Source organism: Kineococcus esterisolvens (assembly GCF_050871405.1).
In the GTDB taxonomy this organism is placed as follows: Bacteria; Actinomycetota; Actinomycetes; order Actinomycetales; family Kineococcaceae; genus Kineococcus.
Map to the genome: position 1 here is coordinate 94,300 of NZ_JBJLRI010000002.1, position 24,936 is coordinate 119,235.

A 24,936-nucleotide genomic window follows, 5' to 3' on the forward strand; every position below is an offset into this window, starting at 1 on the left:
CTGCCGCAGGGACGCGCACCGGGCGTCAGCGCCCGCCGAAGCGCTCGCGCAGCTTGGAGAACACGCCGTGGTGGGCGGGGGACAGCTTGCCGGCGGGGCGCACCTCGCCGCGCACCTCCGCCAGGCGGCGCAGCAGCTCCTCCTGCTCATCGTCGAGGTCGCGCGGGGTGGTGACCTCCAGGGTGACGAGGAGGTCCCCGCGGCCCGCCGAACGCAGGTGCTCGGCGCCCTTCTGCTTCAGGGTGACGACCTCCCCGCCCTGCGCACCGGGGCGCACCTCGACCTCCTCGGTGCCGTCGAGGGTCTCCAGCGGGATGGAGGCACCCAGCGCGGCGGCCGTCATGGGGACCTCCAGCGTGCACAGCAGGTCGTCGCCGCGGCGGGTGAAGACCGGGTGCGGGCGCTCGTGGATCTCCACGTACAGGTCACCGGGCGGGCCGCCGGCGGTGCCGACCTCGCCCTGGGCGGCGAGCTGGATGCGGGTGCCGGTGTCCACCCCGGCGGGGATGCGGATGGTCAGCGGCCGTCGGGCGCGCACCCGCCCCTCCCCGCTGCACTCCAGGCACGGCGAGGGCAGCACCGTGCCGAAGCCGTGGCACGTCGGGCACGGCTGGCTGGTCATGACCTGCCCCAGCAGGGAGCGCACCACGCGCTGCACCGAGCCCTGCCCGCCGCAGATGTCGCACGTCTCCGGTTGGGTGCCCGGCTGGCAGCAGGTCCCCTTGCAGGTGGGGCACAGCACCGCGGTGTCGACCTGGATCTGCCGCTCGCCGCCGAAGGCGGCCTCGGCCAGGTCCACGTCCACGCGGATGAGGGCGTCCTGGCCGCGCTGGGTGCGGCTGACCGGGCCGCGGCCGCCGGCGGCCCCGCTCTGCCCGAAGAACGCGTCCATGATGTCGGAGAAGCCGAAGCCCTGGCCGAAGCCGCCGGCCCCGCCGGGTGCGCCGCCGCGGTCGTACTGGGCGCGCTTGTCCGGGTTGGAGAGCGTCTCGTAGGCCTGGGAGACCTCCTTGAACCTGTCCCCGGCGTCGGGGTCGGAGGTGACGTCGGGGTGGAGCTTGCGCGCCAGCTTGCGGTAGGCGCGCTTGATGTCCTCCGCCGAGGCGTCCCTGCTGACGCCGAGGACGTCGTAGTAGTCGCTCACGAGGTGCTCAGGTCTCCCGTCGGGGGGTGGTCGGGTGGGTCACTGGGACAGGATGCGCGACACGTAGCGGGAGACCGCCCGCACCGCCGCCATCGTCGTGGGGTAGTCCATGCGGGTCGGACCGAGCACGCCGAGGCGGGCCAGGACCTCCCCCTCGCCGTAACCGCTGGTCACCACGGAGGTCTCCGGCAGACCGAGGTGGAGGTTCTCCGCGCCGATGCGCACGGTGAGCGCGCCGCGGTCGCCGCCGCCCTCCTCGGCCATCTCCTGCACCAGCCGCAGCAGCACCACGTGCTCCTCCAGCGCCTCCAGCACGCTGCCGAGGGAGGCGGCGAGGTCGGCGGCGCCCGATCGGACGAGGTTGGCGGTGCCGGCGATGACGACGCGCTCCTCCAGCCCGGCGCTCAGGCAGTCGCCGAGCGCGGCGACGACCTCGGCGGTCACCGCCATGTGGCCCGGCGGGCTGGCCTGGACGACGGCGGTGAGCTCCTCGCGCGCCTGCTTCAGCCGCTTGCCGGCGACGGCGGCGTTGACGCGGTCGCGCAGCACCGCCAGGACCTCCGGCAGCGACTCCACGTCCGTGGCCGAGCGCACGTCGACGACGCGCTGCTCGACGCGGCCGGTGTCGGTGATGAGCACCAGCAGCGCGCTGCGCCCGCCGACGGGCACCACCTCCACGTGCCGCACCGCCGCCCGCGACAGCGACGGGTACTGCACGACGGCGGCCTGGCGGGTGATCTGCGCCAGCAGCCGCACGGTGCGGTCCACGACGTCGTCGAGGTCGACGGCGCCGTCGAGGAAGGCCTGGATGGCGCGGCGCTCGGCCGGCGACATGGGCTTGAGGTTGGCGAGGCGGTCCACGAACAGGCGGTAGCCCTTGTCGGTGGGGATGCGCCCGGCGCTGGTGTGCGGCTGGGCGATGTACCCCTCCTCCTCCAGCACCGCCATGTCGTTGCGGATGGTGGCCGGGGACACGCCGAGGCGGTGCCGCTCGACCAGCGCCTTGGACCCCACGGGCTCGTGGGTCGAGACGTAGTCCTCGACGATGGCGCGCAGCACCGCGAGCCTGCGGTCGTCGCTCACACCCACCTCCGCTCCCCGTCCTCCGCGGGCACCCCACTGGCACTCGCCGGATCCGAGTGCCAAGTCTAGGCCAGCGGACCCGGTCAGCGCGCCTCCACCGCGCCGCCCGCACCGCTCGTTAGCGTGCCGCGGGTGAGCCCGAACGCCCGGTCCGCACCCCGCCCCGCCGACCGCTACGGCCGCGACGTGCTGTCCACGGACCCGCACCCGCGGCGCCCGACGCACCGCGAGGAGCCCGCCGCGCGCGGCCTCGTCGTCGAGGACGTGGAGACCGGCTGGGTGGGCGCGGTGGTGCGCGTGGAGAAGAGCGGCGGCGTGCACGTCGTCGTCCTGGAGGACGCCAGGGGGCGCACCCGCACCTTCCCGCTGGGCCCGGGCTTCTGGGTGGACGGGCAGCCCGTGCGGCTGGTGGCGCCCAGGGGGCCCGCCGCCCCCGCTGCGCCCACCCGCACCGCCAGCGGGTCGGTGGCCGTCGCCGGCGCCGCGGCCCGCACTGCGCGCGCCTCCCGCATCCTGGTGGAGGGCCGGCACGACGCCGAGCTGGTGGAGAAGGTCTGGGGCGACGACCTGCGCGTGGAGGGCGTGGTCGTGGAGCTGCTCGACGGCGTCGACGACCTCGACGCCGCGGTGCGCTCCTTCGGCCCCCGCCCGGGGCGGCGCATCGGCGTGCTGGTGGACCACCTCGTGCCCGGCAGCAAGGAGTCGCGCATCGTGGCCGCGGTCTCGAAGAACCCGCACGTGCTCGTCGTGGGCCACCCGTTCGTCGACGTCTGGCAGGCCGTGCGCCCCGAGCGCCTCGGCTGGGAGCGCTGGCCGGTCGTGCCGCGCGGCACCTCCTGGAAGCACGGGATCCTCGCCGAGCTGGGCTGGCCGCACGCCACGCAGGCCGACGTCGCGCACGGCTGGAAGCGGATCCTGGGCACGGTGCGCACCTACGCCGACCTGGAGCCGGCGTTGCTGGGCCGGGTGGAGGAGCTGGTGGACTTCGTCACGGCGGACGCGGCGGACCGCTGAGGCGCCCGTCTCCTCCCCTCGTCGCACCCGGGTCCACCCCGCGGGAGGACGACACCCGGCCCGCCCGCGCGGGAGGATCGACGTGAACCCGAACCCCGGCGACGCCCAGGAGGCCACCGTGAGCGACCCGCACCAGTCGTCCCGCCCGGACTTCACGAAGGACCCGCACGCCCCCGGCGCCGGCGGGGAGCAGCAGCCCGGCTGGACGCCCGGGTGGCGCCCGGGCTGGCAGCCCGAGCAGGAGGCGGCGCAGCAGCACGGTCAGCCGTGGCCGCCCCCGCAGGGCCCCGGCCGGCCGCCGCAGTGGCAGCAGAAGCCGCCGGTGTCGGTGCAGGACGAGCGCACCTGGAGCGTGCTCGCGCACGTGGGGACGCTGCTGCTGTGGATCGGCCTGCCGGTGGTCGCGCCACTGGTGCTGTTCCTGGTCTTCAAGGACCGCAGCCGGTTCGTGCGCGAGCACACCGCCGAGGCGCTGAACATGAGCATCTCGTTCGTGCTCTACGAGATCGTCCTGGGCGTGGTCGCCGCGCTCCTCGCCCTGCCCACCCTGGGCCTGTCGTTCGCGCTGCTGGGGTTGCCCGCGCTCGTGGCGACGGTCCTGGCCGTGATCGCGGCGGTCGCGGCGAACTCGGGCCGCGCGTACCGCTACCCGCTGGTCCTGCGCCTGGTGCGCTGAGCCGTCACCCCGCGAGCGCCCGCACCGCCGCCACCCGGTCGGCGAGCGCGGGCGCCTGCGGCACCAGCGCCAGGGTGGTGACGCCGGCGCGCGCGTAGTCGTCCAGGCGCGCGCGCAGGCCCGCCGCCGGCCCCACGAGGCAGGTGGCCTCCAGGAAACCCGCCGGCACCGCCGCGGCGGCCTCGCGGTGCCGGCCCGCGGTGAAGAGCTCCGCGACCTCGTCCACGGCGTCGGAGAACCCCAGCCGCCGGGCGAGGTCGGCGTAGAAGTTCTGGCTGCGCGAGCCCATGCCGCCCAGGTAGAGGGCCACGTGCCGGCGCACCGGCGCCTCCGCCGCCAGGCGGGCCTCACCGGTCGCGTCGGTCAGCAGCACCGGGACCGAGGCGCACACGTCGAAGTCCTGCACCGGCGAGCCGGTGCGGCGGGCGCGGCCGGCGGCCAGGTGCGCGAACTGCGCCTCGCACGCGTCCGGGGCCAGGAACACCGGCAGCCACCCGTCGGCGACCTCCCCCGCGAGCTCCACGTTGCGCGGGCCGACGGCCGCCAGGTAGACGGGCAGGCCCGGGCGGGGCTCGGGCAGCATCAGGTGCAGCGGCACGCCCGGGCCGTCCGGCAGCGGCAGGTGCACGTGCTCGCCCTCGAACCGGACGGGCCGGCGCGAGAGCACGCGGCGCACGACCTCCACGTGCTCGCGGGTGCGCGCCAGCGGAGCGGTGAACCGCTGCCCGTACCAGCCCTCGGAGACCTGCGGGCCGGAAACGCCCAGCCCCAGGCGGAACCGCCCGCCGGACAGCACGTCCAGGGTGGCCGCGGCCATCGCCGTGGCGGCCGGCGCGCGGGCCGGCACCTGCAGCACCGCCGAGCCGAGCGCGATGCGCGAGGTCTGCGCGGCCAGCCAGCCCAGCACGCTCACGGCGTCGGAACCGTACGCCTCGGCCACCCAGGCGCTGTCGCAGCCCGCCTCCTCCGCCGCGCGCACGAGCGCGAGGGCGTCGGCGGCGGCACCCGCCGCGTCGCCGCCGGTCAGGTAGCCGAGGTTCACTCCCAGGCGCACGTCGCGAACCTAACCCACACCCGGGCGGTGGGGACGGGGGTTCAGCCCAGCAGTGCGCGCACCACGGTGTCGGCCAGCAGCCGGCCGCGGCGGGTCAGCGACCACCGCCCGCTCCCGAGCGGTTCGAGCAACCCGTCGGCGGCCAGGTGCGGTGCGGCACCGACCGCGGCCGGTCCCCACCACACCGGGTCGAAACCCTCCGCCAGCCGTGAGCGCAGCAGCACGTCCTCGGTGAGCCGGTCCCCGGGCGAGAGCACCTCGCGGGCGTGGGCGGGGCTCTCGCCCCGCCCCAGGCGCCCGGCGTACGCGGTGGGGTGCTTGACGTTCCACCAGCGCACCCCGCCGACGTGGCTGTGCGCGCCGGGCCCGATCCCCCACCAGTCGCCGCCGCGCCAGTACGCCAGGTTGTGACGGCACTCGAACTCCGGCTTCCTGGCCCAGTTGCTCACCTCGTACCAGGAGAACCCGGCGGCACCCAGGGCGTCGTCGACGAGCTCGTACTTCTCGGCCTCGTCGTCGTCCTCGGGCACCGGCACCTCGCCGCGGCGGATCCGCGCGGCCAGCCTGGTGCCCTCCTCGACGATGAGCGCGTACGCCGAGACGTGGTCCGGCTCGCACCCCAGCGCCTCGTCCAGGCTGCGGCGCAGGTCGTCGGCGGACTCGCCGGGCGTGCCGTAGATGAGGTCCAGGCTGACGTCGAGGCCCGCCTCGCGCGCCCAGCGCACCGCCTCGGGGACGCGGCGCGGGTCGTGGGTGCGGTCCAGCACGGCCAGCACGTGCGGGACGGCGGACTGCACGCCGAAGGAGACGCGGGTGAAGCCGGCCGCGGCCAGGGTCGCCAGCGCCTGCGGGGTGACGGAGTCCGGGTTGGCCTCGGTGGTGACCTCCGCACCCGGCTCGAGGCCGAAGCGCTCGCGCACCGCGGCGAGCATCGCGGCCAGGTCCGCCGCCGGCAGCAGCGTGGGGGTGCCACCGCCGAAGAAGACGGTGGAGGCCGGGCGCGCGGCCGCGCCGAGGACGCGGGCGGCCAACTCGACCTCGGTGGCCGCGGTGGCCGCGTAGGCGGTCTGCGAGCCGCCACCGCCCAGCTCGGTGGCGGTGTAGGTGTTGAAGTCGCAGTACCCGCACCGCACCGCGCAGAACGGCACGTGCAGGTACACCCCGAAGGTGCGGCCGGCCGCGCCGGCCAGGGCGGTGGGCGGCAGCGCGCCGTTGGTCGGGACGGCCTCGCCGTCGGGCAGGGAGCTGGGCACCCCCCCAGTGTCACCCCGCGCGCGCACCGCCCCGCACGTCCGCCGGGGTGCGGTGCCGGACGCGCGGTCCCACCATGTGCGCATGTCCGGCAACGACGTCAAGGGGACCGCCCGCCAGGGGGAGCGCTTCGCCGAGCGCCACGAGAGCACCGTGAAGCGGGTCGGCCGGGCCGGCGTGGTCGCCGAGGGGGTCGTGTACCTGCTGGTGGCGTGGCTGGCGCTGCAGATCGCCTTCGGCACCGCACCCGCCAGCGCCGACACCTCCGGTGCGCTGTCGCGGGTCGCGGCCCAGCCGTTCGGGAAGGTGCTGCTGACGCTCCTGACGCTGGGCTTCGCGGCGATGGTCGCCTGGCAGGTGCTGGCCGCGGTGGCCGCCGACAAGGCCTCGCGCCGCGTCAGCGCGGTCGCCAAGGCCCTGGTGGCCGGGGTGCTGGGCCTCTCGAGCGCCCGCTTCGTGCTCGGCGGCGGTTCCTCCTCCGGCCAGAGCCAGCAGACGCTGACCCAGCGGGTGCTGGAGGCCCCGGGTGGGCCGGTGATCGTCGTGGTGGTCGGACTGGCGATCGTGGCCGTCGGCATCGGCCTGGCCGTGCGCGGGGTGGTGAAGAAGTTCGAGGACAAGGTCGAGGGGTCGCTGTCGCCGGCCCTGACGGCCCTGGGGGTGACGGGCTGGGTGGCGCGCGGCGTCGCGTTCGGCGTCCTCGGCGTCCTGGTGGTGCTGTCCGCGGGCGGGGACACGGCGAAGTCGCGGGGCCTGGACGCGGCGTTCCACGAGATCGCCCAACAGCCGTACGGCAGGGTGCTGCTGACGGTCGTGGCGCTGGGCGTGGCCGCGTACGCCGTGTTCGAGCTGCTCACCGCCCGGCGCCGCCGCCGCGCGTGAGCGCACCCGGCCCCCGCGGGGGACGGCGGTAGCGTGCGCGCCGTGACGCACCCGACGAGCACCCCGGGGGTCCCGCCCGGGGAGGACGAGCCCTGGTCCCTGTCCCTGGTGGTCCGGGTGGAGCGCGACCCGCTCCCCGCGCACACCGACGTGCTCGTGGCCGCGGCGCGCGCCGTGGTGCTGCTGCTGACCGACGAGCGCACCACCACCCCCGGCGGGGAGTTCGCCGACGCGGTCGCGGCCTGGCGCGGCCGGCGGATCCGCAAGATCACCCGGCGGGCGCGGGGCGTGAAGTGGGAGCGCACCGTGGCCCTGGCGCACGTGGAGGCGCGCAGCGGCGACGCGGCGGTGCGGGCGTTCGCCCCGCACCCGCGCGACGCGGTCCCCGAGCTGCTGCGCCCCCTGCAGGTCGGCGGGCTGGACCTGCCCGACCCCGAGGGGGCCGGTGCACCGCCCGCCGTGCAGGGCGCACTGACGATCCGGCTGTGCCCGGACGTGGCGATGAGCACGGGGAAGGCCGCCGCGCAGGTCGGGCACGCCGCGCAGCTGGCGTGGGAGCGGCTGCCCGCGGCGCTCACCTCCCCCTGGGCGACAGGGGGTTTCGGCGTGCGGGTCCTGACGGGGGCCCCGGTGCTGCCGGCCGGCGCGCGCGTCGACGTGCGTGACGGGGGGTTCACCGAGGTGCCGCCGGGGACGGTGACGGCCAGCGCGGGTTTCGAGGACTGACCTCGGGCGCCGCCGGCGGGACCCCACCGGGAACAGCACGACCCCCGCACCCGGTGGGGTGCGGGGGTCGTGCCGGGCAGGTCAGGTCAGAGACGCGTGACCTGGCTGGCCTGCGGGCCCTTGGCGCCCTGGGTCACGGTGAACTCGACGCGGTCGTTCTCGTCGAGGCTGCGGAAACCGCTGCCCGTGATCTCACTGAAGTGCACGAACACGTCAGCAGAGCCGTCCTCGGGAGCGATGAAGCCGAAGCCCTTCTCGCCGTTGAACCACTTGACAGTTCCCTGAGCCATGAGGCCTCCTCAGGTGTAACGCTCTGAACGAGCTCGTCCACCGAGGTGCTGACCGGGCTGGAAAGCTTCACGACCCTCGGAATCAATCCCCGGGGTGTTGGAAGCACAACGAGAAAAGCGACTGAGCAGACTCTAACACCCTCCCCGCCTCACGGCGCAACCCCTCCCCGCCCGTGGCGCACGCCCGGCCCGGGCGTCCGCCCGAGATGCCCGTCCGGGGGCGGGCGGCCACCCTGGTGCCGTGGAACTCCCCGTCGGACGCACCGAGACCGTCGACCTGCCGGGTCAGCCACTGCACGTGTGGCGAGCCGGGGACACGGGTCCCCTGGTGCTGCTCGTGCATGGCATCCCCACCAACCACACCCTGTGGTGGGACGTCGTGCCACGGCTGCACGAGCACGCGCGGGTCGTGGCCGTGGACATGGCCGGCTACGGCGGCTCCCCCGCCCCGGAGGGCACCGGGGTGGACCTGTCCTCGCAGGCCGCGCGGTTGCTGGAACTGCTGGACACCCTCGGCGAGGAGCGCGCCGTGGTGGCCGGGCACGACCTCGGCGGCGGCGTCACGCAGATCCTGGCGACCACCGCCCCGCAGCGCGTGGCGGCGGCGACCGTGATCGACGGGGTCTGCTACGACGGCTGGCCCGTGCCCGGCATCAAGGCGCTCAAGCTCGCCTGGCCGGTGCTGGAGCGCCTCCCCGCGAACGCGCTGGAGAAGGTGCTGCGCACCGCCCTGCGCCCCCTGTTCGCCCACCAGGACCGCGCGGGGCAGGCCGTGGACCGCTTCGTCGCCCCGTGGCTGGAACCCGGTGGCGGTCACCGCCTGGCACGGCACCTGCGATCGCTGGACTCCGTCTACACCCAGGCGGTGGCGCCGTTCCTGCCGCGCCTGGACGTGCCGCTGGAGGTGGTGTGGGGGCAGCTGGACCACCAGATGAAACCCCGCTACGGCGAGCGCCTGGCGCGCGAGGTGCCCGGCGCGAACCTGACCCGGGTCCAGGACGCGAGCCACTTCGTGCCCGTGGACCGGCCCGACGTCGTCGCCGAGGCGGTGCTGCGCGCGCTGCAGCGCGCCGGTGCCCGCACCGGGGGCTAGGTCCCCCCGTCCTGCAGGAGGGCGGCGACCTCGGCGTCCCAGTCCCCCGGTGGAAGGCCGTCGCCGGGCACCGCCTCCCGCGGGACGAACCACACCGTCTTGCCGCGTTCCACCGCGCCCGGGTCCGCGCCCGGGTCCGCGGGCGGCAGGTCGACGCCCCAGTCGGAGGACAGCGCCTCCAGCAGTTGCAGCCCCCGGCCGGTGGTGGCGGCGGCCCCGAAACGGCGCACCTGCACCGGCACGGGCGAGGAGTCGGTGACCTCCACCCGCAGGCGACCGTCCGGCAGGGCGCGCACCGCGACGGTGAAGGTCGTGCGCGCGTGCAGCAGGGCGTTGGTCACCAGTTCCGAGACGCCGAGCTCGGCGGCCTCCTCCAGCGCCTCGGCGCCCAGGTCGCGCAACACCCCGCGCACGTGGCGGCGGGCGGCGGACACCGCGCTGGCCGCGGAGTCCAGCACGAGGGGCTCGCCCAGCAGCCTGCCGTCCGTCCCGCCCGGCGCCGGGGCGGTGGCGGTCACGGTGTCCGAGGCGCGGACGGGAGCGGGGTAGTCGGCGGGCTCGTCGCGGCGGACGGGTCCGTGCCAGGGGCGGGCCGTCCCCCCCGCGAGCTGGCGCAGGATCTCGCCGAACATCCAGCGGCGCAGGGCCACCAGCTCCTCGGGCGCGGGCAGCGTCAGCAGGTGCCTGTCGGCGCGGCAGAAGTCGTCGGCCTCCTCCAGCCCGTCGAACAGGCGCTGCACGTACTCCGCCGAGCGCGTCGTCGTGGTGTACACCGCGTCGAAGAACTCCTGCCCGGCGGCCAGGGCGTCGTCCATGGCCTGGGCGCGCTGCGCCCGGTAGGGGGCGTAGGTGGTCTGCAGTTCCGCGGCCAGCTCGAGCAGCCGCCGCGGCAGCGAGCCGGCCCGGCCCTGCTCCTCGCCGATCCGCAGCAGGGCGAGTTCACGCAGCAGGCCCTCCAGGTGCCGGCTCAGGAGCGCACGGCTGCGCAGCGGCAGGCCGAGCAGGCGCACCACGACCACCGACGTGTCGTCTCCACCACGCTCAGTCACCACTCCACCTTGGCACGCTCCCGCTCACCGCCGGACGGCGGGAGCGTCACCGCGCTGCGCCGTCGGGGTGGGGCCCCGGCGCCCCGCGGTGGAGGCGAACCCCAGCCACGTGTGGCGGTTGCCCGCCCAGCACCAGCCGGCCTTGGGCGCGCCGCGCCGTTCGCGCCCGTCACGACCGGTGCCTCCGCTGATCCACAGCGCCGGGACGCGCGCGTCCCGGCCGCGCCTCCCGCGCTTGCGCGAGCCGATCGCCATGAAGCAGTGGTTCGGTTCCAGCCGTTGCGGTTCCTGCAGCAACCAGCAGACCCCCTCGCCGAGGGTGAGGGGGCTGCGCCCGGCCTCGTCCAGCAGCGGCAACGCCTCGTCGGGGCTGAGGTTGCGCAACTCGTCGCCGCGCCGAGCGTCCCGCACCGCGTACAGCGGCCCGGCGGGCACGTCGAGGCCGTCGATCGGGGTGAACTCCGCCACGTCCGTCATGTCCGCCACGACGAACCCCGGTCTCCCGCTGCGCTCCAGCAGGGGCACCAGCGCGGCCACCGGGACCGCGCCGGGGTGCACGACGAGGACCTCGGGAACCCCGGGGGCGTCCTCGGCGAGCCGGCCGGCGGCGCCGAGGAGTTCCGCGGCCGGCAGGCCCGCGAGCTCGTGGACGCCCAGGTCCACCAGCCTCTGCGCCTGACGGTCCAGGTCCACGGCCTACTTCTTCGCCTTGTCCTTGTCCTTGGCCTTGTCGCCGGCGGCGTCGGAGGACAGCGCGGCGATGAACGCCTCCTGGGGGACCTCCACGCGGCCCACCATCTTCATGCGCTTCTTCCCCTCCTTCTGCTTCTCCAGCAGCTTGCGCTTGCGGGTGATGTCACCGCCGTAGCACTTGGCGAGGACGTCCTTGCGGATCGCGCGGACGTTCTCGCGCGCGATGATGCGCGCGCCGACCGCGGCCTGGATCGGCACCTCGAACTGCTGGCGCGGGATGAGGTCCTTGAGCTTGCCGGCCATCATCACGCCGTAGGCGTACGCCTTGTCCTTGTGCACGATGGCGCTGAAGGCGTCGACCTGCTCACCCTGCAGCAGCACGTCGACCTTCACGAGGTCCGCGACCTGGTCACCGTCCACGTCGTAGTCCAGGGAGGCGTACCCGCGGGTGCGCGACTTCAGCTGGTCGAAGAAGTCGAAGACGATCTCGGCCAGCGGCAGGCGGTAGCGCATCTCCACGCGGTCCTCGGACAGGTAGTCCATGCCCTGCAGCTCACCGCGGCGCTGCTGGCACAGCTCCATGATGGCGCCGATGTACTCGCTGGGCGCCAGCACGGTGGCCCGCACGACGGGCTCGCGGATCTCGGACACCTTCCCCTCGGGGAACTCCGAGGGGTTCGTGACGGTGATGACCTTCTTGTCCTCCATCGTCACCTCGTAGACGACGCTGGGCGCGGTGGAGATGAGGTCGAGGTTGAACTCGCGCTCCAGCCGCTCGCGCACGATCTCCAGGTGCAGCAGGCCGAGGAAACCGATGCGGAACCCGAAACCCAGCGCCGCGGACGTCTCCGGCTCGTACACCAGGGCGGCGTCGTTGAGCTTGAGCTTGTCCAGCGCCTCGCGCAGCAGGGGGTAGTCCGAGCCGTCGATCGGGTACAACCCGGAGAACACCATCGGCTTGGGGTCGCGGTACCCGCTCAGCGCCTGCCCGGAGGGCTTGGCCGCGTTGGTGACGGTGTCGCCGACCTTGGACTGGCGCACGTCCTTCACGCCGGTGATGAGGTACCCCACCTCGCCGACCCCCAGGCCCTGCGAGGGCGTCGGCTCGGGCGAGGAGACGCCGATCTCGAGCAGCTCGTGGGTGGCCTTGGTCGACATCATCGCGATGCGCTCGCGCGGGGACAGGTGGCCGTCGATCACCCGCACGTACGTGACCACGCCGCGGTAGGTGTCGTAGACGGAGTCGAAGATCATCGCCCGGGCCGGGGCGTCGGCGTCACCCACCGGCGCGGGGACCTGCTGCACGATCTGGTCCAGCAGCGCCTCGACACCCGCGCCCGTCTTGCCGGACACCCGCAGGCAGTCCTCGGGCTGGCAGCCGATGAGGCCTGCGAGCTCCTCGGCGAACTTCTCCGGCTGCGCCGCCGGCAGGTCGATCTTGTTCAGCACCGGGATGATCGTGAGGTCGTTCTCCATGGCGAGGTACAGGTTCGCCAGGGTCTGCGCCTCGATGCCCTGCGCGGCGTCCACGAGCAGCACCGCGCCCTCGCACGCGGCCAGCGAGCGCGAGACCTCGTAGGTGAAGTCCACGTGGCCGGGGGTGTCGATCATGTTCAGCGCGTAGTCGGTGCCGCCCAGGCCCCACGGCATGCGCACGGCCTGCGACTTGATGGTGATGCCGCGCTCGCGCTCGATGTCCATGCGGTCCAGGTACTGCGCACGCATGGCCCGCTCGTCCACGATCCCGGTCAGCTGCAGCATGCGGTCGGCCAGCGTCGACTTGCCGTGGTCGATGTGGGCGATGATGCAGAAGTTGCGCAGCAGCTCCGGCGGCGTGGAGGCGGGAGCCGGGGCGTTCGCGGCCATCGGGGACACGGGCGGGGTGCACCTCTCGTCGGCACGGTCGTGGGCCCCCATCGTCGCACGCGGCGCGCTGCCGCCGCGCTGCCGCGGTCCCGCGGGCGGGAGCGGGAACCGCGCAACCGCGCGGCGCGTCCCAGGCGCACGGTCACGGCGACCGCACCCGCGGGAGGCCCGTCATGCGCAGCACGTCACCCCGTCCCGGACCCCCCGAGCGGCCCGCGCGGGCGGCGACCGCGCTCCTGCCCGCGGCCCTGCTCGCCGCCCTGCTGGGCCTGGCCGCGTGCAGCGGCACGGGCGCCGGCTCCCCGTCGGCCGCGGACGGCGGCACGTCGCAGGAGGTCGCTCAGGACGCCGCCGGCGGGGGGACCGGCGACCGGGCGGGTGGCGCGAACGCGCCGGGGGCGGCGCAGGCGGTCCCCGTCCCCGCCGACGTCCTGCCGGCCGGGACGGGGACCGCGGGCCGGGCCGTGGTGTCCACCGCCACGCTCACCGTCGCGGTGCAGGACGCCGCCGCGGCCGCGGACCGCGCCGCCGACCTCGCCGCCGCGGCCGGGGGGCTCGTCACGGCCGGCAGCACCGGTGGCGGGGAGGGCCCCGGCCGGGCACGCCTGACGCTGCGGGTGCCCGGCGAGCGGCTGCCGCAGGTGCTCGACGACCTCGCGGCCCTGGGCCGCCAGACCGGGCGCAGCACCACCGCCACCGACGTCACCGCCGAGGTCGCCGACGTGGACAGCCGGGTCACCTCCGCCCGGGCGGTGCTCGCCACCTTCCGCGCCCGGCTGCCTCAGGCCACCACGATCCCGGACGTGCTGGCGCTGGAGGGCGAGATCGCCCGCCGCCAGGCGGACCTGGAGGCCCTGCAGGCGCGGCAGCGGGCCCTGGCCGACCAGGTCTCGCTGGCCACCGTGGAGGTCGCGTTCAGCGAGGACGCGGCCGAGGTGGCGGCCGCCGCGGGCCCGGGCGGCTTCACCGGCGGCCTCGCGCTCGGCTGGGACGCGCTGCTGCGCGTCCTGGGCGCCGCCGCCGTCGTCCTCGGCACCGTCCTGCCGTTCGCGGTGCCCGCCGCGGCGCTGGCCCCGGTCCTGCTGGTGCTGCACCGCCGGCGCGCGCGCCCGGCCGCACCCGAGGCGTGAACGGGTTCGACTCGACGGGGCCCGGAGCCGGCTCAGCTCCGCGAGCGGCGCGCGTACAGCAGCGTCAGCGGCGACGCGCTCACCCCGAACGCCACGACGCTGGCGACGACGGCCAGGGTGCCGGCGGCGAAGAGGCGCGGGTCCTCCACCCCCCGGTGCAGGCTGTGCGCCAGGTAGAAGACGGCACTCACCCCCATCGGGCCGAACCAGCCGGCGAACGCGGCGTCGCGCCCCCGCAGCCCCAGCGGGCGACCCAGGGCCAGCACGAACGGCAGGCGCCGCACCAGCAGCACCAGGACGGTGAACGCGATCGCCCCCGGCCCCAGGTCCGCCCAGCCGCCCCACGGCAGCACCGCACCGAGCAGCAGGAACAGCGGCAGCACCGCGTAGCGGTTGACGGCCTCGTCGACGGCGTCCTGCGGGCTGCGGTCGCTGTCCGGCACCAGCCGGTTGTACGCCAGCCCCGCGACGAACGCGGCGAGCACGCCGTCACCGCCCAGCACCCGGGTCACCCCCAGCACCGCCACGGCCAGCAGCAGCGTGAACACCAGCTTCGGGCCCTCCCCGAGGGCGCCGTCCCGCGTCGCCAGCCGCAGCCCCTCCCCGGCCAGCCACCCCGCGGCCACGCCCACCGCCACACCGACCAGCACCTCCTGCAGCAGCGTGGCCACCGCGCCGCCGAGGGTCTCGCCGGGCAGGACCGCCGCCAGCGCGAGCACGACCACCGGCAGGGCGAGGCCGTCGTTGGCGCCGCTCTCCACCGTCAGGAGCTGACGCAGGCGTGCCGGCAGCGAGGACTCGGCCAGGTCCCCCGACACGACGGACGCCGCCAGCACCGGGTCCGTGGGGCACAGGCACGCCCCCACGAGCAGCGCCAGCGCCAGCGGCAGGCCCGTGAGCAGCGCCGCCGCCCCGCCGGCCAGCGCGGCCAGCGGCATGACCACGACGAGCAGCAGCAGGACCGGCCGCACCAGCGCCCGCAGCTCGTGCGCCGGGAAGCGCAGCGCCGCGGCCGTCACCGACCACGCCAGCAGCAGCCGCGAGCCCTCCAGCAGGAGGAGGTCACGGTCCTCGGCGGGCACCTCCACCACCCTCAGCAGGTGGGGGCCCAGCGCCACGCCGAGCAGGAGCGCCACGAGGGGCTCGCTGACCGGCCAGCGGCGCACGCGACGGCTGGCCAGCGCGAGCAGGACGCCGCCGACACCCAGGACGGCGTAGGTCAGGTGGAGGTGGTGCACCGGGCTCGTCCCCCCTCGGGCGGCGGGTCGTCGGCGGGTCGCCGGCGGGGCGCCGGCGGGTCGGACTGCACGGACGCTCCCGCACGCGGCGGCCCCGCGCGACCCGAGCCCGCTCCCCCACCACGTGCTCGACCTCGCCGTGGACCCGCGAGGGCGCCCGGTGCGCCGCCCCGCACGGGTCCGCCCGCCCACGGGGTCCCGCGCCGGTCCGGCTCGAGCCCGCTCCCCTGGTAACCTGGACGACGCCTTCGCCTCCTCGTGCGGAGGTCACGGCCGATCACCCTCACCCCCGGTCCCCCACGCCGGAGTCCAGGTGTCCCGGCCGCCCTCTGACACCGATCAGCCCGACTGCAAGGAGACGGACGCCCCGTGGCGAACATCAAGTCCCAGAAGAAGCGCATCCTCACCGCCGAGAAGGCGCGCCTGCGCAACAAGGCCGTGAAGTCCGAGCTGCGCACCGCGGTGCGCGCCGTGCGCGAGGCCGCCGCCGCCGGTGACACCGAGAAGGCGCAGGCCGCGCTGAAGCACGCCAGCCGCAAGCTGGACAAGGCCGCCAGCAAGGGCGTGATCCACAAGAACCAGGCGGCCAACCGCAAGTCGGCGATCGCCAAGGCCGCCGCCACGGTCTGAGCCCAGGCTCACCCGTCAGGGCCGGTCCCCGCCAGGGGGCCGGCCCTGCGTCGTCCCGGCCCCCGGTGGGGTCGTCGCTGCGGCCGGCGCTGCCGGCCCTCAGCGCTCACGGGCGGCGGCCGTGACGCGCACGGCCCGCTCGAGGGCGAACGCACCGTCCTGCCCCCCGCCCTTGACGGCGTGGTCGGCGGCCGCGACGGCGAGGATCGCCTCGGCCATCCCCTCGGCGGACAGGCCCTGCACCTCCCGTCGCGCCTTGTCCACCAGCCACGGCGCCATCCCCAGGTCGCGTGCGACGTCGGCGCCGCGCCCGCGCGTGGCCGCGACCTTCGCCAGCTGCCGCAACCGCGCGGCCAGCGCCGCGACCACCACGACGGCCGGCACACCGGTCGCCTCCGCGTGCCGCGCCAGCACCAGCGCCCGGCCCGCGTCACCCGCCACGGCCGCGTCGGCCACCTCGAAGCCCGTGGCCTCGCGCCGGCCCGAGTGGTAGCGGTGCACGTCGGCCTCGGTGACGGTGCCCTCGGTGTCGGTCAGCAGCTGGTCCAGGCCGGCGACCAGCTCACCGAGGTCCCCGCCGAGGGCGGCGACCAGGGCGCGGGCGGCCTCCACCTCGATGCGCCGGCGCGCGCGGCGGGCGTCGGCCAGCACCAGGTCCACCTTGTCCTGGTCGCGCTTGAGCGGCTGGCACGGCACCTCCACCGCACCGGGGGCGGTGCGGGCGACCTCCAGCACCTTGCGCGCGCGGTTGCCGCCGCGGTGGCGGAGCACCAGCACGACGTGCTCGGCGGGCGCGGACAGGTACTCCAGCACGTCCTCGACGAACGCCTCGGTCGCCGCGTCCACACCCTCGGCGAGCACGAGGGACTGCTCGCCGAACAGCGACGGGGAGGTCCAGGTGGTCAGCTGGCCCTTCTGGTAGCCGGCGGCGGCGACGTCCGTGCGCTCGAAGGACGGGTCGCGCTCGCGCAGCCGCGTCAGCAGCGCCGTCAGGGCCCGGTCGGCCAGGTGGTCCTCGGAGCCGGTCAGCAGCACCACCGGTGCGGGCTCCAGGTCGTGCGGCTGCAGCGCCGCGGACGGCGGCTTCCTCGAGCTCTTCGCGGCGCGGGCGGGTGGGGTCCTGCTGGGCACGGCGACAGCCTGCCACCCGCCGCCGACGCGACGGGGCGGGGCGGTCCGGTGCGCCGACGACCCGACCGCGTCGCGTCAGAACGGCACGACCCTGCGTGAGGGGGCGCCACCGTACGGGCCGCGTACCCCCGGCAGGGACCGCTCCCCGGGCCCTCGCGCGGTGCCCAGCCGCTACGTTGGCTCCCAGCACCAGGGGGAGGGGCTCACATCGTGAGAACAGCAACGTCGAACGTCACCGGGGGGGTGGCGTCGGGACTGCGGGCGCTGAGCGAGGAACCACAGGCCCGGTGGATCGTGCCGCGGATCGTCGAGGTCGCGCTGGCGCTGGAGGACGAGGTCGTGGCCGGTGACGGCCGGGAGCGCCTCACCGGGCGGGAACTGCTGCAGCGGGCCGCGCTGGTCCGCGAGGCCGTGCTGGCCGCCGGAGCGCACGGACGGCCGGTGGCGCTGCTGCGCGGCCACGACGTGGGCGCGCTGGCGGGCGTGGTGGGGGTCGTCGCCTCGGGAGCACCGCTCGTGGTGCTCGACCCGACGACGCCCGCGGCACGCCTGCGGCACTACGTCGAGGCGGCCGGGGCCACGATCTGCGTGACGGACGCCGCGCACGCCGAGACCGCCCGGCTCCTGGCGGACACGGTGCTCGACCCCGAGGGGACCGGCACGCCGCTGCCCGACCCGTCCCGGGCCGCCGAGTCGCTGCTGGACTCGCCCGCCGGCCCCGGCGACACCGCCGTCATCGTCTACACCTCCGGCTCGACCGGCGCCCCCAAGGGCGTCGCCTGCGACCACCGCTCGATCCTGCACGACGCCTGGGTCAACACGGTCGCCTCCGACTGCTACGGCGCCGGCGACGTGGTCGTGCACCTGCTGCCGATGGCGTTCAGCGCGGGCATCGGCGTGACGCTCTCGTGCCTGCTCACCGGTGCGCGGCAGGAGCTGTTCGACCCGCGCAGCCGCTCGGTCGCGGAACTGCACGGCTGGATGCGGGAGGTCGGCGCCACCGTGCTGCTCGCCTCGCCGGCCATCCTGCGGGGGCTGCTGGCCGCCGTGCGCCCCGGCGAGACCATCGAGGGGCTGCGGTCGCTGACGCTGGCGGGCGAGACGGTGCACGGCGCTGAGCTCGCCGCGATCCGGCGCGCCGTCGGCCCGGGGTGCTCGCTGCGCAACCGCTACGGCTCCACGGAGACGTGGCTGATGGCCGAGCACCGCATCGAGGCCGACGACCCGCTGCCGACCGGTGCGACGCCGGTCGGCCGGGCGGTGCCCGGGCTCCGCTTCAGCATCGAGGACGAGCACGGCCGGCTGCACGACCGGGGCACCGGACGCGTCGTCGTGACCGGCCGCTGGCTCGGCAACAGCTACTGGGGAGCGCCCGAGCGCACGGCCGAGGCCTTCCGCGACAACCCGGACGGCAGTCGCACCTTCCGCACCAGCGACGTCGGCACGCTCAGCGACGACGGGACCCTGCGCCTGCTGGGCCGCACCGACCACAGCGTCAAGGTGCGCGGGCTGCTCGTGGAACCCGGCGAGGTCGACGCCCTGCTGTTCGCCCAGCCGGACATCCGCGAGGCCGTGGTGGTCGGGCGCGCCTCCGCCCGCACCGGGCGGATGTCGCTCGTCGCGCACGTCGTCCCGGAACCCGGCGCGACGCTGCACGCGGCCGGGATCCGGGCGCTCGTGGGGGCGAACCTGCCCTCGCACATGGTGCCCGAGCAGGTGGTGTTCCTGGACGCGCTCCCCCGCACCGAGCGCGGCAAGCTCGACCGCTCCGCGCTGCCGGAGGTGCCCGACGTCGTCGGGACGAAGGGCCCGCGCAACGACTTCGACGCCGTGGTAGTGGGCCTGTTCGAGCGCGTGCTGGAGATGTCGTCGCTGGGCATCGACACCGACTTCTTCGCCGCGGGCGGCGACTCGCTCGCGGCCCAGGCCCTCATGGCCGCGATCGAGGAGGAACTGGGGACGCCCGCCTCGCAGCTGTCGACCGCGCTCATCGCCGCCAACCCGACCCCGGCCCAGCTCTCGACGGCGCTGCGCGGCGACCGCCGGCGCTCCTCGCCCACCCTCGTCCCGCTGCGGACCGACGGCAGCGGCACCCCGCTGTTCGTGGTCGCCGGGGCCGGGGGCGTGGCGATGGGGCTGCGGCCGCTGGCGGTGCGCCTGCCCGGCACGACCGTGTACGGCCTGCAGGCCAACGGGATGGAGAACCCGGGCCTTCCCGACTGGTCGATCCCGCGCCTGGCCGCCCGGCACGTCCGCACCCTGCGAGGGGTGCAGCCGCACGGCCCCTACCGGCTGGCCGGCCACTCCATGGGCGGGCTGGTGGCCCTGGAGATCGCCCAGCAGCTGACCCGCGCGGGCGAGGAGGTCGAGCTGCTGGCGATCCTGGACTCCTTCCCCCCGGACCCCGACCTCGTGCCGCGGGTCTTCACCCCGGACGAGGGGCTGGTGCAGCGGGTCAAGTCGGTGGCGGGCCTGCTGGCCACCGGCGTCGTGCCCTCCCGCGGCGGGGGCCACTACGGGCGCTTCCACCGGCAGGGCGCCGTGCTGCAGCGCCGCTACCGCACGACCCCGTACGCGGGGCGGGCCGTGGTCGTCGTCGCGCAGGACGACGAGGACGCCGGGGCCCGCCGGCAGTGGGACCGGCACCTGACCGGCGAGTGGGTCCGGCACGAGCTGCCCGGTGAGCACATCACGATCCTCACCGAGCCGCTGGTGGGGCGGATCGCGTCCCTGCTCGCCCAGGAGCTGGGCGCCCTCGACGGCGGACGGCGCGCGGAACCGGGCGCGACCGCCTGAACGGAGCCGCCAGGCGCCCCGACCGGTGCACGGGGAGTGCTCGTGTCACCCGTTCGGCCCAAACCGGTTGCCGCACACCATTCTCGCTCGTTACGGTGAGTACACGGGTTGCGGCGGGGGGCGCTGGCAACCGTTCACCTGGGGGGAACCATGAAGCGACGTTTGACCACTGCTGCCTGCGCACTGATCGCGCTGATCGCCGGCGCCGGTCCGGCCTCCGCCCAGCACCCGGGCGCCAACGGGGAGAAGGCCTACGGCTGGGACGGCACCGGTCTCGCCGCTCCGTGCCTGTCGGGTGTGCCCATGGACGAGTGGACGCCCTACAACATCGTCCCGGACGGGACCGCGCGCTCGGCGATGGCGTTCTCGGCTTCCGGGCGCTACCTGGCGATCTCCGGCGCGAGCGGCGAGAGCGAGGGCCTGTACGTCGTGGACACCGTCAACTGCTACCCGCCGCGGCTGATCGGCCCTCGGGCGGAGGGGGCGTCCTGGTCCCCGGACGGCAAGCAGCTCGCCGTCGAGCGCGACGGGGACGTCGTGGTCATCAGCCCCAGCACCGGTGCGGTGCTGCGCAACCTCACCCCCGGCACCCCCGGCACGGTCGAGGCCAACCCGTCCTGGAACCCGAAGGGCGGCACCGTCGCCTACGAGGCGCCGGACGGCGTGCGCACCGTCCCCGCCGGCGGCGGCCGCTCGACCCTCGTGGCGCGCGACGCGGTGGACCCGGACTACTCCCCCGACGGCACCAGGCTCGCCTGGATCAGGGGCTCCGACCAGCACATCACCATCGCCGACACGAGGGGCCGCGGCGCGAAGGCGACGCCGATCTCCGCCTACACGTTCACCTGGTCTCCGGACGGCACGTCGTTCCTCTTCGTCGGCTACGCGGGCGAGCCGGACTGCCTGGTCGCCACCACGAGGGGCCGCATCACGGAGCGCATCGGCGGGGCCCCCTGCGGGCCGGTGGCCTGGCAGCCGATCCGCTGACGGCGGAGCGCACCGCTGCACCGCCCCCGAGCCCAGCGGCTCGGGGGCGGTGGTGCGTCCGGCGGCGAAACCGGGGACGGGGTCCGGCCGGGGTCGAGCCCGGGCCCGGTCGGGGTTCACCCGTCCGAGTAGCGGGCGCGGCGCTCCGCCTCGCGCGGGTCCGAGCCGCGGACCAGGGTGCGCAGCCGGTCCGGGGTTCCGGCCACCGCCAGGTCGCCGTCACGGTCGGTGCGCAGCGTGCGGGCGCCGAGGGCGTCGAGCACCCCCAGCGTGGCAGCGGCGGGGTGGCCGTAGTCGTTGGCGGCACCGACCAGTACCAGCGCCACCCGGGGGCGCAGCGCCGCGTACAGGTCGCTCTCCTGCCGGGCGGAACCGTGGTGGGCGACCTTGACGACGTCGACGAGCGCCCCGCCGGGCCAGGAACCCGCGGTGCGCAGCAGCCGCCGCTGCCCCTCGGGCTCCAGGTCGCCGGTCAGCAGCACCCGCACGCCCGACACCTGCGCCAGCAGCACCACGCTGGCGTCGTTGACCTGCGATGAGTCCGGATCGCCGGTACCGGCGACCGCGGCGGTGGGGGCCAGCACCGTCCAGGTGACCTCCCCCACCCCGCCGCTCGTGCCGGTGCTCACCGTCCGCAGCGCCGCCCGCGCCCGTGAGGCAACTTCGGCCACCCGCCGCGAGGCCGGCTGCACGGCGAGCGGGGACACGAGCACCTGCTCCACCTCGCGCCCGCGCACCGCACCGGCCAGGCCGTCGACGTGGTCGGCGTGCGGGTGGGTGAGCACCACCGCGTCCAGCCGCTGCACGTCGAGGCGGTCCAGGCAGCCGTCGACCAGGTCGGCGTCGGGCCCGGCGTCCACGAGCACCGCCGAGCGGGGCCCGGAGCGCAGCACGACCGCGTCGCCCTGCCCGACGTCGCAGCCCACGACCAGCCAGTCCGGCGCCGGCCACGGCCCCGCCGGGCCGCCCCAGCGCGGGGCGCAGCGCACCAGCAGGGCCGCGCACACCGCGGGCACCAGCGCGAGCGCCACCAGCCGGCGACGCCCCGCTCCGGCGCGGCGGCCGCGCGCGAGCGCCGCGACGGCCAGCAGGACCAGCAGCGTGACGACGGCGACGAGCAGCGAGCCCGCCGCACCGGCCGGCACCGGCACGACCGCGGGCACGTCCGCCGCACGGCGCGCGACCCGGGCGATCCACCCGGCGCAGACCCCGGCCGGCAGCACGAGCACCGCCGCACCAGCCGGCCACAGCGCCGCCAGGACGGTCGCGGCCAGACCGACCACCGTGGCCGGCGCCACCGCGGGCGCCACCAGGACGTTCACCGGCAGCGACACCGGGTTCACCGCGGGGGTCAGCAGCACCACCACCGGCCCGCACACCGCCTGCGCCGCGGCCGGCACGGCCACGGCGTGCGCGAGGACCCGCGGCACCCCCGCGTCCTGCAGGCGTCTCGCCCAGGGCCGGGCGAGCAGCAGCAACCCGGCCGTGGCCAGCACCGACAGGACGAACCCGACCTCGCGGGCCAGCCAGGGATCGGCCACCACCAGCACCAGCACCGCCCCGGCCAGGACCGGCACCCCGCGCGTCGGCCGCCCGGCCAGCAGGCCGGTCAGCCCCACCGCGCCCATCACGGCCGCCCGCAGCACGCTCGGTTCCGGCCGGGCCAACACCACGAACCCGGCCAGGCCCGCGCCGGCTGCGAGGAGCCGCGCACGGCGCCCCAGCCCGACCCAGGAGGCCAGCACCACCAGGGCCCCGACCACGAGGGTGGTGTTGGCGCCGCTGACAGCGGTCAGGTGGCTCAGCCCGACCGCGCGCATGTCCGCCTTGAGGTCCTCCGGCAGTGCGGAGGTGTCCCCGGTGACCAGGCCGGGCAGCAGGCCGCGCGCGTCGGCGGGCAGCCCGGCGCACGCCTCGCGCAGTCCGGCGCGCAACCGCTCGGCGGTGCGGTGCACGGCACCGGCGGACGCGGCGGGCCGTGGGCCGCTGCGCGCCTGCAGCAGCGCCACGGCCCGGTCCCCCGGTTCCGCCGGGGTCAGGCGCGCCGTCAGCAGCACACGGGCACCGGGCGCGGCCCGCCAGGAGGATGCGGTGGTGAACACCGTCGCCGGGGCGGCGACGTCGAGGTGGTGCCCGCGCACGAGCACCTGCGCCAGGCGCACGTCCACGGCGACGCGGGCGGGCGCACCGGGCCTGGACGCGCGCAGCGGGCGGGGGTCGGAGCGCACCTCGGCGACGACCTGGGCGACGGCGCGCTGCTGCGCCCAGCCGGGCAGGTCGCCGCTGGTGGCGCGGGCGTGCTGCACGACGACGGAGGTGAGGACGGCGACGACGGCGGTCAGCACCAGCAGTGCCGTCCCCCCGCGGCGGCGAAGCACCACCAGGAGGCCGGTGGGCAGGAGCACCGCGCCGGCGGCGAGCAGGGCGGTGCGGGCGGTGGTGGGAGCGGTGGGCGCCCACGCGGCGGCCGCCCACCCGGCGAGCGCGGCGGCGACCAGCCGCAGGTCCAGCGGCGCGGCGGCGACCGGCCGCAGGTCCAGCGGCGCGGTGGCGGGAGCTGCAGGGATCGGGGCGCTCACACCCGCACGAGGTCGCGCACGCCGTCGAGCAGCTTGGGCCCGATCCCCTGCACCTCCCCGAGCTCCTCCACGGAGGTGAAGCGCCCGTGGGCCTGGCGCCAGGCGACGACCCGGGCCGCGAGGACCTCCCCGACGCCGGGCAGCGCGTCGAGCTGCTCGGCGGTGGCGGTGTTGAGGTCGAGCGGTGCGGGTGCCGCGGTTCCGGTTCCGGTTCCGGCAGCGGCCGGGCCGGCGGGCGCGGGCGGCGGCTGCTGCCCCGGTGCGGGCACGAGGACCTGCTCCCCGTCGACGAGGGGGCGAGCGAGGTTGACCGCGGCGAGGTCGGCGTCGGGCGCCGGGCCGCCCGCCGCGGTCAGTGCGTCCGCGACGCGGCTGCCGGCCGGCAACGTGACCAGGCCGGCCGCCAGGACGCGACCGGCGACGTGCACCACGACCGTGCCCGTGGGCGTGCCCGTGGGCGTGTCTGTGGGTGCGGGCGTGGGTGCGGGCGTGGGTGCGGGCGCGAGCGAGGCGCCGGCACGGGCACCGGCCTCGCTGCGGGCCGGCAGCGCGAGCCCGGCGTCGGTGCCGCTGCGCGGAGCGGACCCGCCGGGCCAGGTCCGCCACGCCAGGACGCCGAGGGCGGCGGCGAGCAGGACCGACGCGAGCAGGACCCCTGCGGCCGCGCGCGGGCCGACGCGCCAGCGGACGGCGCGCACCCCGGGCGGCAGGCGGTCCTCCAGGCGCTGCACCACCTCGCACGCCCACCGGGGCCCGGCGCGGTGCCGGCCAGGAGCACCGCCCGCCGCCCGCCCGCCCGGCGGCGCGGGCGGGCGCAGCTGGCGCCGCGCCAGGGCGCGGGCGCGCGCCGCGGCGACGCGGTCGGACGGCGGGGGCGGAGGCACACGGGGACGCTAGGCGCGCCCGCGCCGGCGTCGGCCGGTTCAGCCGGTGGGCTGTGGATCCCGGCCGGTGCCGGCCGCCTGGGGAACGCGCGCGAGCTCCGCCTCCAGGTGGGTGGCCACCTCCGCGGCCATGTCCAGCCCGTCCGGGTCCAGGAGCCACTGCACCTGCAGGCCGTCCATGACCGCCACGAGCCGCCGGGCGGCGGAGGCGGGGTCGGGGTGGGTGCAGTCGGCGAACGCGGAGCGCACCTGCTCCACGGTGCGCGCGTACCGCTCGGTGAAGAAGGCGCGGGCGGGGTGGCCGGGAGCGGTGGCCTCGGCGGAGAGGACCGTGAACAGCTCGACGATGCCGGGGCGGGCGGCGTTGCGGCGCGCCACCTCCACGAGGGCGTGCAGCCGGTCCGCCCCGCTGCGCTCGACGAGCGCGAACTCGGCGGCGTCGAGGGCGTCGCGGTGCTCCAGGACGGCCAGCAGCAGGGCCTGCTTGTTGCCGACGTGGTGCAGCAGCCCGGCGTGCGACAGGCCGCAGCGTGCAGCCAGCTCGCGCAGCGAGGCGGCGCGGTAGCCGGACTCGCCGAACAGGCGCACGGCCTCGTCCAGGATCAACCGGCGCCGCTCACGCCCCTTGGCGTACCCGTCGGCGCGCGCACCGCGCCCCGCGTCGTCCCCGGTCCCCGCCCCGTTGCGCTGCACGGGGAGTGTCTACCAGCTCACCGACCCAATGCCTACCACCTGGTCGG

22 protein-coding genes are annotated in these 24,936 nt (G+C 76.4%); 9 read left to right on the top strand and 13 right to left on the bottom strand.

Going from position 1 to position 24,936, the window contains the following annotated elements; genetic code table 11:
- Window positions 1-25: 25 nt before the first annotated feature.
- Window positions 26-1,144 (bottom strand): molecular chaperone DnaJ, encoded by a 1,119-nt coding sequence (gene dnaJ / locus ACRYR8_RS01465; RefSeq protein ID WP_432482299.1) that lies wholly within the window; start codon window positions 1,142-1,144, stop codon window positions 26-28.
- A gap of 39 nt (window positions 1,145-1,183) precedes the next feature.
- The gene (hrcA, locus tag ACRYR8_RS01470) at window positions 1,184-2,227 is read right to left on the bottom strand and encodes a heat-inducible transcriptional repressor HrcA (protein ID WP_432482300.1); all 1,044 of its coding nucleotides are present in this window, start codon (window positions 2,225-2,227) and stop codon (window positions 1,184-1,186) included.
- 132 nt (window positions 2,228-2,359) lie between these two features.
- Here hrcA and ACRYR8_RS01475 point away from each other — a divergent pair, with 132 nt between their 5' ends.
- Both ACRYR8_RS01475 and ACRYR8_RS01480 read left to right on the top strand, forming a co-directional pair.
- Window positions 2,360-3,241 carry a DUF3097 family protein gene (locus tag ACRYR8_RS01475; RefSeq protein WP_432482301.1) on the top strand — a complete coding sequence of 294 codons (882 nt, stop codon included), beginning with the start codon at window positions 2,360-2,362 and terminating at the stop codon, window positions 3,239-3,241.
- A gap of 82 nt (window positions 3,242-3,323) precedes the next feature.
- Window positions 3,324-3,917 (top strand): DUF4870 domain-containing protein, encoded by a 594-nt coding sequence (locus ACRYR8_RS01480; RefSeq protein WP_432482302.1) that lies wholly within the window; start codon window positions 3,324-3,326, stop codon window positions 3,915-3,917.
- Window positions 3,918-3,921: 4 nt separating this feature from the next.
- Here ACRYR8_RS01480 and ACRYR8_RS01485 read toward each other — a convergent pair whose 3' ends face one another.
- Together ACRYR8_RS01485 and hemW are read right to left on the bottom strand one after the other, a co-directional pair.
- Window positions 3,922-4,971, bottom strand: coding sequence for an LLM class F420-dependent oxidoreductase (locus ACRYR8_RS01485; RefSeq protein WP_432482303.1), 1,050 nt, complete (start codon window positions 4,969-4,971; stop codon window positions 3,922-3,924).
- Window positions 4,972-5,012: 41 nt separating this feature from the next.
- The gene (hemW, locus tag ACRYR8_RS01490) at window positions 5,013-6,224 is read right to left on the bottom strand and encodes a radical SAM family heme chaperone HemW (protein WP_432482304.1); all 1,212 of its coding nucleotides are present in this window, start codon (window positions 6,222-6,224) and stop codon (window positions 5,013-5,015) included.
- An 82-nt stretch (window positions 6,225-6,306) separates the two neighbouring features.
- Here hemW and ACRYR8_RS01495 point away from each other — a divergent pair, with 82 nt between their 5' ends.
- Both ACRYR8_RS01495 and ACRYR8_RS01500 read left to right on the top strand, forming a co-directional pair.
- Window positions 6,307-7,104 carry a DUF1206 domain-containing protein gene (locus tag ACRYR8_RS01495; RefSeq protein WP_432482305.1) on the top strand — a complete coding sequence of 266 codons (798 nt, stop codon included), beginning with the start codon at window positions 6,307-6,309 and terminating at the stop codon, window positions 7,102-7,104.
- A 42-nt stretch (window positions 7,105-7,146) separates the two neighbouring features.
- Window positions 7,147-7,830, top strand: coding sequence for a hypothetical protein (locus tag ACRYR8_RS01500; protein ID WP_432482306.1), 684 nt, complete (start codon window positions 7,147-7,149; stop codon window positions 7,828-7,830).
- 86 nt (window positions 7,831-7,916) lie between these two features.
- On the opposite strand, the gene ACRYR8_RS01505 is transcribed toward ACRYR8_RS01500, so the two are convergent.
- Window positions 7,917-8,120 carry a cold-shock protein gene (locus ACRYR8_RS01505; RefSeq protein ID WP_432482307.1) on the bottom strand — a complete coding sequence of 68 codons (204 nt, stop codon included), beginning with the start codon at window positions 8,118-8,120 and terminating at the stop codon, window positions 7,917-7,919.
- 241 nt (window positions 8,121-8,361) lie between these two features.
- On the opposite strand from ACRYR8_RS01505, the gene ACRYR8_RS01510 reads away from it, so the two are divergent.
- Window positions 8,362-9,213 carry an alpha/beta fold hydrolase gene (locus ACRYR8_RS01510; protein WP_432482308.1) on the top strand — a complete coding sequence of 284 codons (852 nt, stop codon included), beginning with the start codon at window positions 8,362-8,364 and terminating at the stop codon, window positions 9,211-9,213.
- On the opposite strand, the gene ACRYR8_RS01515 is transcribed toward ACRYR8_RS01510, so the two are convergent.
- Genes ACRYR8_RS01515 through lepA form a run of 3 tightly spaced genes read right to left on the bottom strand, consistent with a single transcriptional unit; the run spans window position 9,210 to window position 12,821 of the window.
- Entirely contained in the window at window positions 9,210-10,262 is a 1,053-nt protein-coding gene (locus tag ACRYR8_RS01515) for an ATP-binding protein (protein WP_432482309.1), read from the bottom strand. The two genes, ACRYR8_RS01510 and ACRYR8_RS01515, sit on opposite strands and share 4 nt — an antisense overlap.
- Before the next feature lie 24 nt (window positions 10,263-10,286).
- The gene (locus tag ACRYR8_RS01520) at window positions 10,287-10,955 is read right to left on the bottom strand and encodes a DUF5701 family protein (RefSeq protein WP_432482310.1); all 669 of its coding nucleotides are present in this window, start codon (window positions 10,953-10,955) and stop codon (window positions 10,287-10,289) included.
- 3 nt (window positions 10,956-10,958) lie between these two features.
- Window positions 10,959-12,821, bottom strand: coding sequence for a translation elongation factor 4 (lepA, locus tag ACRYR8_RS01525; protein ID WP_432482355.1), 1,863 nt, complete (start codon window positions 12,819-12,821; stop codon window positions 10,959-10,961).
- A gap of 173 nt (window positions 12,822-12,994) precedes the next feature.
- Here lepA and ACRYR8_RS01530 point away from each other — a divergent pair, with 173 nt between their 5' ends.
- The gene (locus ACRYR8_RS01530) at window positions 12,995-13,951 is read left to right on the top strand and encodes a DUF4349 domain-containing protein (protein WP_432482311.1); all 957 of its coding nucleotides are present in this window, start codon (window positions 12,995-12,997) and stop codon (window positions 13,949-13,951) included.
- A 32-nt stretch (window positions 13,952-13,983) separates the two neighbouring features.
- On the opposite strand, the gene ACRYR8_RS01535 is transcribed toward ACRYR8_RS01530, so the two are convergent.
- Entirely contained in the window at window positions 13,984-15,189 is a 1,206-nt protein-coding gene (locus tag ACRYR8_RS01535) for a cation:proton antiporter domain-containing protein (protein WP_432482312.1), read from the bottom strand.
- Window positions 15,190-15,558: 369 nt separating this feature from the next.
- On the opposite strand from ACRYR8_RS01535, the gene rpsT reads away from it, so the two are divergent.
- Complete coding sequence (gene rpsT / locus ACRYR8_RS01540) at window positions 15,559-15,819, top strand: 30S ribosomal protein S20 (RefSeq protein ID WP_432482313.1); 261 nt, start codon at window positions 15,559-15,561, stop codon at window positions 15,817-15,819.
- A gap of 99 nt (window positions 15,820-15,918) precedes the next feature.
- Here rpsT and holA read toward each other — a convergent pair whose 3' ends face one another.
- Window positions 15,919-16,950, bottom strand: a complete 1,032-nt coding sequence (holA, locus tag ACRYR8_RS01545; protein WP_432482314.1) for a DNA polymerase III subunit delta — start codon at window positions 16,948-16,950, stop codon at window positions 15,919-15,921.
- Window positions 16,951-17,160: 210 nt separating this feature from the next.
- Here holA and ACRYR8_RS01550 point away from each other — a divergent pair, with 210 nt between their 5' ends.
- Window positions 17,161-19,746, top strand: coding sequence for an AMP-binding protein (locus ACRYR8_RS01550; protein WP_432482315.1), 2,586 nt, complete (start codon window positions 17,161-17,163; stop codon window positions 19,744-19,746).
- Between the two features lie 150 nt (window positions 19,747-19,896).
- A complete protein-coding gene (locus ACRYR8_RS01555) occupies window positions 19,897-20,733 on the top strand; it encodes a TolB-like translocation protein (protein WP_432482316.1) in 837 nt (278 codons plus the stop codon).
- A gap of 116 nt (window positions 20,734-20,849) precedes the next feature.
- Here the strand turns inward: ACRYR8_RS01555 and ACRYR8_RS01560 are convergent, their stop codons facing one another.
- The 3 genes from ACRYR8_RS01560 to ACRYR8_RS01570 are packed head-to-tail and all read right to left on the bottom strand — an operon-like array spanning window position 20,850 to window position 24,889.
- Entirely contained in the window at window positions 20,850-23,312 is a 2,463-nt protein-coding gene (locus tag ACRYR8_RS01560; protein WP_432482317.1) for a ComEC/Rec2 family competence protein, read from the bottom strand.
- Window positions 23,309-24,196 carry a ComEA family DNA-binding protein gene (locus ACRYR8_RS01565; RefSeq protein WP_432482318.1) on the bottom strand — a complete coding sequence of 296 codons (888 nt, stop codon included), beginning with the start codon at window positions 24,194-24,196 and terminating at the stop codon, window positions 23,309-23,311. The genes ACRYR8_RS01560 and ACRYR8_RS01565 overlap by 4 nt, the downstream gene beginning before the upstream one ends.
- Before the next feature lie 39 nt (window positions 24,197-24,235).
- On the bottom strand, window positions 24,236-24,889 hold the full coding sequence (locus ACRYR8_RS01570; RefSeq protein ID WP_432482319.1) for a TetR/AcrR family transcriptional regulator: 654 nt from the start codon (window positions 24,887-24,889) through the stop codon (window positions 24,236-24,238).
- Between the last annotated feature and the right edge of the window lie 47 nt (window positions 24,890-24,936).

What these genes read in the sequence shown, in the direction of transcription:
- ACRYR8_RS01505 (WP_432482307.1), bottom strand. Translation starts at nt 8,120, where the DNA reads ATGGCTCAGGGAACTGTCAAGTGGTTCAACGGCGAGAAGGGCTTCGGC.
- ACRYR8_RS01530 (WP_432482311.1), top strand. Translation starts at nt 12,995, where the DNA reads ATGCGCAGCACGTCACCCCGTCCCGGACCCCCCGAGCGGCCCGCGCGG.
- ACRYR8_RS01555 (WP_432482316.1), top strand. Translation starts at nt 19,897, where the DNA reads ATGAAGCGACGTTTGACCACTGCTGCCTGCGCACTGATCGCGCTGATC.
- ACRYR8_RS01495 (WP_432482305.1), top strand. Translation starts at nt 6,307, where the DNA reads ATGTCCGGCAACGACGTCAAGGGGACCGCCCGCCAGGGGGAGCGCTTC.
- lepA (WP_432482355.1), bottom strand. Translation starts at nt 12,821, where the DNA reads ATGGCCGCGAACGCCCCGGCTCCCGCCTCCACGCCGCCGGAGCTGCTG.